6 protein-coding genes are annotated in these 6,430 nt (G+C 60.4%); 3 read left to right on the forward strand and 3 right to left on the reverse strand.

The annotated features are described in order from the left end of the window. Positions 1-555 (forward strand): DUF4124 domain-containing protein (locus tag AC1D1P_RS11120; protein WP_477673009.1); only part of this gene is annotated, 555 nt, incomplete at its 5' end. On the opposite strand, the gene AC1D1P_RS11125 is transcribed toward AC1D1P_RS11120, so the two are convergent. Further along, the gene (locus AC1D1P_RS11125) at positions 542-1,513 is read right to left on the reverse strand and encodes a LysR family transcriptional regulator (RefSeq protein ID WP_477669054.1); all 972 of its coding nucleotides are present in this window, start codon (positions 1,511-1,513) and stop codon (positions 542-544) included. The two genes, AC1D1P_RS11120 and AC1D1P_RS11125, sit on opposite strands and share 14 nt — an antisense overlap. Before the next feature lie 134 nt (positions 1,514-1,647). On the opposite strand from AC1D1P_RS11125, the gene ilvD reads away from it, so the two are divergent. Beyond that, positions 1,648-3,348, forward strand: a complete 1,701-nt coding sequence (gene ilvD, locus AC1D1P_RS11130; protein WP_477673010.1) for a dihydroxy-acid dehydratase — start codon at positions 1,648-1,650, stop codon at positions 3,346-3,348. Positions 3,349-3,475: 127 nt separating this feature from the next. Here the strand turns inward: ilvD and AC1D1P_RS11135 are convergent, their stop codons facing one another. Beyond that, entirely contained in the window at positions 3,476-3,721 is a 246-nt protein-coding gene (locus AC1D1P_RS11135) for a TIGR04438 family Trp-rich protein (protein ID WP_477649753.1), read from the reverse strand. A 124-nt stretch (positions 3,722-3,845) separates the two neighbouring features. Between AC1D1P_RS11135 and AC1D1P_RS11140 the strand changes: the two genes are divergently transcribed. Then, positions 3,846-4,160, forward strand: coding sequence for a c-type cytochrome (locus tag AC1D1P_RS11140; RefSeq protein ID WP_457280326.1), 315 nt, complete (start codon positions 3,846-3,848; stop codon positions 4,158-4,160). Between the two features lie 188 nt (positions 4,161-4,348). On the opposite strand, the gene acs is transcribed toward AC1D1P_RS11140, so the two are convergent. Beyond that, positions 4,349-6,346, reverse strand: a complete 1,998-nt coding sequence (gene acs, locus AC1D1P_RS11145) for an acetate--CoA ligase (protein WP_477669052.1) — start codon at positions 6,344-6,346, stop codon at positions 4,349-4,351. Between the last annotated feature and the right edge of the window lie 84 nt (positions 6,347-6,430).

A 6,430-nucleotide genomic window follows, 5' to 3' on the forward strand; every position in this document is an offset into this window, starting at 1 on the left:
GGTTTGTTGTGCATACAACCCGCTGCGGCACAGGTCTACCAATGCCTTGATTCAGCCGGCAAAAAGGTGTTTTCACAAACGCCCTGTGCGACCAGCGGCGGTGGCAATGAAAAGCTCATTGTCCGCGCACCGGCCCCTGCCGCGGCACCAGCATCAACTGACGGCACACCTGTAACAGGCGTGCCCGGCGTGCTTTATGGCAATGGCGGAGCCGCCGCGGCACCCAAGGATTGGGCAGCGGAAAACGCTGCGGCGAATGCGCGGGCAGCTGCTGCTGACCGATCCAGCGGCGGATCGCGCCAGGCCATGCCCTCGGCACTGGGTGGCCTGCGCAAAGGCGGTGCCCAAACCCAGGCGCAGGCTTCCGACAAACAGATCATTGCCAATTGCGAAGCCAACCACGGCGCCCGCTGCAGCAGTGCCGGCGAAATAGCCCAACGAAGAATGGAGCAGCGCGAACTCACCCCAGCGGAAAAGCAGCAGCAGCAAAGTGCGGTGGCGGCGCGCCGGCAACGCGAACGGGAAGAAGCCTTCGAGCGGTCTATGCGCCGATAAAGGTGATAAAGCGGGCAAGCGCCGGGTTGGCGCTTGCCCGCGGCCAGACCAGACTGGTCTCACAGCCAGGCACCACGGCCGAAGCACCCCGTGCACCACTACGCATGGAAGGCCTGCCACCAGGCAGGCTGCGATACACCACGCCAGGGCGCTGAAACTGCCGCACGCTCTCGGGAACCCAGGCCACGCCGAGCCCGGCGGATACCAGGTTCACGATAGTCTGCATCTGGATGGCTTCCTGGGCAACCTGCGGCAATTGCCCTGCGGCGTGATACATCGCAAAAATCGCGTCGTAGAGTGACGGAACGATTCGCCGCGGAAAGATCACTAGAGGCTCGCCCAGCAGATCAGGGAGCGCAATCGTAGTCTTGCTTGCCAGCGAGTGCTGCCCGGGTAGCGCCACCACCAACGGGTCCTGGCTGATGCGCCGGCAGGCCAGGCCTGGCGGCGCGAACCCAGGGGAATGCAACATGAAGCCCGCGTCGATCTCTCCGCGCTCAAAAGCCTGCAGCTGCACGTCGCCGGTCGCCTCTATCAATTCCAGCTGCACCTTGGGGTATTGCTCGCGAAAGGCCAGCACCCAACGCGGCAACAACTCAAAACCGACCGTAGACACAAAAGCCAGCCGCAAGCGCCCGGCCTCGCCCTCCGCGCTGGCGCGCGCATAGGCCGGAAGAGCCAAGGCACGTGTCAGCAGGTCACGCGCTTCGGGCACCAGGGCAGCACCTGCCGTCGTGAGCTGCACGCTGCGCTTGGTGCGGTCGAACAATCTGAGGCCCAAATGCGCCTCCAGCTGCGCAATGGCCTGCGTGAGCGGCGGCTGGGTCATGTTGAGGCTTTTGGCAGCGCGGCCGAAGTGAAGCTCCTCGGCCACTGCCAGAAACTGACGCCACAGGCGAAGCTCGATCAAGGGCGGTTTACGGGAAGCCATGCCCGCGGTGCCGAGAATATCTTTCATATGCCATACATATTAATAGATGATTAATAATGGATTGGAAAGAATCAATCAAAGCACGCATACTCTGTTTCTCCCGATGCATGCCCAAGGTCAAACGCGGGCAAGCCATAGTAGCCAACACCACGAGACACCCCATGGAAACCAAAACTGTCAACATCGTTGCCAACCCGCGCAGCAAGAACATCACCGAGGGCAAATCGCGCGCGCCCAACCGCTCCATGTACTACGCCATGGGCTACGAGGCCGACGATTTCAAGAAACCAATGATCGGCGTGGCCAATGGGCACAGCACGATCACGCCATGCAACAGCGGCCTGCAAAAACTGGCCGACGCGGCAATTGTCGGCATCGAGGAAGCTGGCGGTAACGCGCAGGTATTCGGCACGCCGACGATTTCCGACGGCATGGCCATGGGCACCGAGGGCATGAAGTACTCCCTCGTGAGCCGCGAAGTGATCTCCGACTGCATCGAGACCTGCGTGCAGGGCCAGTGGATGGACGGCGTGCTGGTGGTTGGTGGCTGCGACAAGAACATGCCCGGTGGTCTGATGGGCATGCTGCGCGYCAACGTGCCGGCGATCTACGTCTACGGCGGCACCATCCTGCCGGGCACCTACAAGGGCAAAGACCTCAACATCGTCAGCGTGTTTGAAGCCGTGGGCGAAAACGCCGCCGGGCGCATGAGCGACGAAGACCTGCTGCAAATCGAGCGCCGCGCCATTCCGGGCACCGGCAGCTGCGGCGGCATGTACACGGCCAACACCATGTCCAGCGCTTTCGAGGCCCTGGGCATCTCACTGCCCTACTCCAGCACCATGGCCAATCCGCACGACGAGAAAATGAACTCAGCCAAAGAGTCGGCCAAGGTTCTGGTTGAAGCGATCAAGAAGGACATCAAGCCGCGCGACATCGTCACCAAGAAGGCTATTGAAAACGCGGTCGCCGTGATCATGGCAACCGGCGGCTCCACCAACGCTGTGCTGCACTTCCTGGCCATCGCCCACACGGCCGGCGTCGAGTGGACGATTGATGATTTCGAGCGCGTGCGCCAGCGTACGCCAGTACTGTGCGATTTGAAGCCCTCCGGCAAATACCTCGCCGTGGATCTGCACCGCGCCGGCGGTATTCCACAGGTCATGAAAACACTGCTGGCCGCCGRCCTGCTGCATGGCGATTGCCTGACGATCTCCGGCCAGACCATCGCCGAGACGCTCAAGGACGTGCCTGAAGTTCCGCGCGCAGACCAGGATGTGATCCGCCCCATCGACAAACCCATGTACGCCCAGGGCCACCTGGCCATCCTGAAGGGCAACCTCTCACCCGAAGGCTGCGTGGCCAAGATCACCGGCCTGAAAAATCCCGTCATGACCGGCCCGGCCCGGGTATTTGATGACGAACAATCAGCACTTGCAGCCATCCTGGCCGGCAAGATCAAGGCTGGTGACGTGATGGTGCTGCGTTACCTCGGCCCCAAGGGCGGCCCCGGCATGCCTGAAATGCTGGCCCCCACCGGCGCGCTGATCGGTGCCGGCCTCGGCGAGAGTGTCGGCTTGATCACCGATGGCCGCTTCTCCGGTGGCACCTGGGGCATGGTGGTTGGCCACGTGGCGCCTGAAGCTGCGGCTGGCGGCAATATCGCCTTCATCAATGAGGGAGATTCGATCACCATCGATTCGAAGCAACTCCTGTTGCAGCTGAATATCAGTGACGCCGAATTGGCCAAACGCAAGGTCGGCTGGAAAGCCCCCGCGCCACGCTATACCCGCGGCGTCCAGGCCAAGTTCGCTTTCAATGCATCAAGTGCCAGCAAGGGTGCGGTGCTGGACGACTATTGATTTGATCCGCTGAAGCGCAAAGAGCCCGTGAAGTTACAGACTTCACGGGCTCTTTGCTTTGGAGCCAGCTGCCAGTTGCAAAAACCGGGTAACTTGCCTGGCGTCTTAGCTAGTTGCGCTGTATCAGCTATTTCTTTTTCTTCGCCGAAAGCATACCCATGGCGTCGCGCTGCTTGTCGATGCGGTCTTGCCTGCGTTTGTCCATCTTGTCTACTTCCCTGCGCTTGGTATAGCCCGATGCATCCGCCCACCACCACCAGAGGGCTGCAAGCACGAATGGAGAAAGCACAATCCACCAGCTTAACGTGGCAACGGGCCCGATTTCGAGATACTTCAGTGCCAACGCAACAATTCCAACCAATAGAAAAAACATCTGTAACTCCTCTGAATGTGTGGTGGTCTGGCCGGGTCAACCCTTGAAACCCGGGTCAACCGGCACCACTACAATGACGTTAATTGACTGTAACCGAATCCACAACTCCCCACGAGGACAATCCATGAAACGCATTCTTTCGGTCATCGCTTCCATGGCTGCAGTTTTTGCAGTATCGACCCCTGCACTGGCGGATCTGCAACTGGCAACCGCAAAAAACTGCATGGCTTGCCACGCCGTTGACAAAAAACTGGTTGGGCCCTCCTACAAGGATGTCGCAGCCAAATATGCTGGGCAAAAAGACGCAGCCGACAAGCTCGCTGCCAAAGTCATCAAGGGCGGTTCAGGCGTCTGGGGCCCGGTGCCTATGCCAGCCAACGCCCAGGTAAGCCCAGACGAAGCCAAAAAACTGGTTGCCTGGATCCTGACCCAGAAATAACCGAGGGCTTCTCGCCCATAAAAAAGCCCGTCAATGACGGGCTTTTTTTATGCCGACTTCAGAATCGCTGCTTTTCAGACAGCTGATCGAGAATGGCAGGGTTTTGTGGCCACGTCACATCGCTTCGCGATATGAGTGTCCCCCAACCCTGCCCCAGCTTCGCTGACGCGGCTACGCCACGTTCTCGATCACTGCTTTTCAGACAGCTGATCGAGAATGGCAGGGTTTTCAAGCGTCGAGGTGTCCTGGGTGATGGTCTCGCCCTTGGCGATGCCGCGCAACAGACGGCGCATGATCTTGCCACTTCGGGTCTTGGGCAGGTTGTCGCCAAAGCGGATGTCCTTGGGCTTGGCGATCGGGCCGATTTCTTTGCCCACCCAGTCGCGCAGCTCCTTGGCAATCGCCTTGGCTTCTTCACCCGTCGGGCGTGAACGCTTGAGCACTACAAAGGCCACAATGGCCTCGCCCGTCAGGTCATCGGGCCGCCCCACCACGGCGGCCTCGGCCACCAGCGTAGAGTGCGCTACCAGCGCCGATTCGATTTCCATGGTGCCCATGCGATGGCCCGACACATTCAGCACGTCATCGATACGGCCGGTGATGCGGAAATAGCCGTTGTCGACATTGCGCACTGCCCCGTCGCCGGCCAGGTAAATCGTGCCGCCCATTTCTTCGGGAAAATAGCTTTTCTTGAAGCGGTCCGGGTCGTTCCAGATGGTGCGGATCATGGAGGGCCAGGGCCGCTTGACGACCAGCATGCCGCCCGCGCCATTGGGGAGATCCTTGCCGGTTTCGTCGACGATGGCAGTCATGATGCCGGGCAATGGCAGCGTGCAGCTGCCGGGCACCAGCGGCGTGGCGCCGGGCAGCGGCGTGATCATGTGGCCACCGGTTTCGGTTTGCCAGAAGGTATCCACGATGGGGCAGCGCTCGCCGCCCACGTTCTTGTAGTACCACATCCAGGCTTCGGGGTTGATCGGCTCGCCAACAGAGCCCAGGATGCGCAGGCTGCTCAAGTCGGAGCGGGCCGGATGCACTTTCTCGTCAGCCTCGGCAGCCTTGATCAATGAACGGATGGCCGTAGGCGCCGTGTAGAAAATCGTGACCTTGTGTTTTTCGATCATCTGCCAGAAGCGGCCCGCATTCGGGAAGGTCGGTATTCCTTCAAAGATGATCTGCGTTGCGCCGGCAGCCAGCGGGCCGTAGGCCACGTAGGTGTGGCCAGTGATCCAGCCGATGTCGGCGGTGCACCAGAACACGTCGGCGGGCTGGATGTCGAAGGTCCAGTCCATGGTGAGTTTGGCCCAGAGCAGGTAACCTCCGGTGCTGTGCTGCACGCCCTTGGGCTTGCCGGTCGAGCCCGAGGTGTAAAGGATAAAAAGCGGGTGCTCCGCGCCGACGAACTCGGGTTCGCACACCGGAGCTGCCTTGGCGGTGATCTCGTGCATCAGGCTGTCGCGGCCAGCCACCATGTTGCAGGCAGTGGCCGTACGTTGGTAGACGATCACGTTTTTGATCGACTCGCAGCCGCCCATGGCGATGCCTTCATCGACGATGGCCTTGAGTGGCAACTCCTTGCCGCCGCGCAACTGGTAGCTGGCGGTGATGACGGCGACCGCACCAGCATCCTGAATACGCTCCTGAAGGCTCTTGGCCGAGAAGCCGCCGAAAACCACCGAATGCGTGGCGCCTATGCGGGCGCAAGCCTGCATGGCCACCACACCTTCGACCGTCATTGGCATGTAGATGATGACGCGGTCGCCCTTTTTGATGCCGGCGCCTTTCAGCGCGCTCGCAAACTGGCTGACCCTGGCATGCAATTCTTTGTAAGTGACGTTGGTAACCTTGCCGTCGTCGCTTTCAAAGATGATGGCTTTTTTGTTTTCGACCGGTGTGCCCAGATGGCGGTCCAGACAGTTGTAAGAAGCGTTGAGCTCGCCGTCGGCAAACCACTTGTAGAACGGAGCATTGGACTCATCCAGTGTCTGGGTGAAGGGCTTCTTCCAGCTCAGGTTTTCGCGCGCCAGGCGGGCCCAGAAACCCTCGAAATCCTTCTCGGCTTCCACGCACAGCGCCTGGTAAGCCGGCATACCCGAAATACGCGCGGCCTTCACGGTGGCCGGCGCCGGCGGGAAGATGCGATTTTCAACCAGGGTGGATTCGATCGCGGATGAAGGGGCGCTCATTGGTTTTGTCTCCTGTTTGTCACTGAATGCGTGGTACTGTCTTCTGCCGCACTTACAAGCCACTGACTGGCTTGAACCTTACAA

It is taken from the genome of Polaromonas sp. P1_E1_2 (assembly GCF_056406035.1).

Coding starts and splice junctions, on each gene's coding strand:
- AC1D1P_RS11125 (WP_477669054.1), bottom strand. CDS start 1,513: ATGAAAGATATTCTCGGCACCGCGGGCATGGCTTCCCGTAAACCGCCC.
- AC1D1P_RS11135 (WP_477649753.1), bottom strand. CDS start 3,721: ATGTTTTTTCTATTGGTTGGAATTGTTGCGTTGGCACTGAAGTATCTC.
- AC1D1P_RS11140 (WP_457280326.1), top strand. CDS start 3,846: ATGAAACGCATTCTTTCGGTCATCGCTTCCATGGCTGCAGTTTTTGCA.
- acs (WP_477669052.1), bottom strand. CDS start 6,346: ATGAGCGCCCCTTCATCCGCGATCGAATCCACCCTGGTTGAAAATCGC.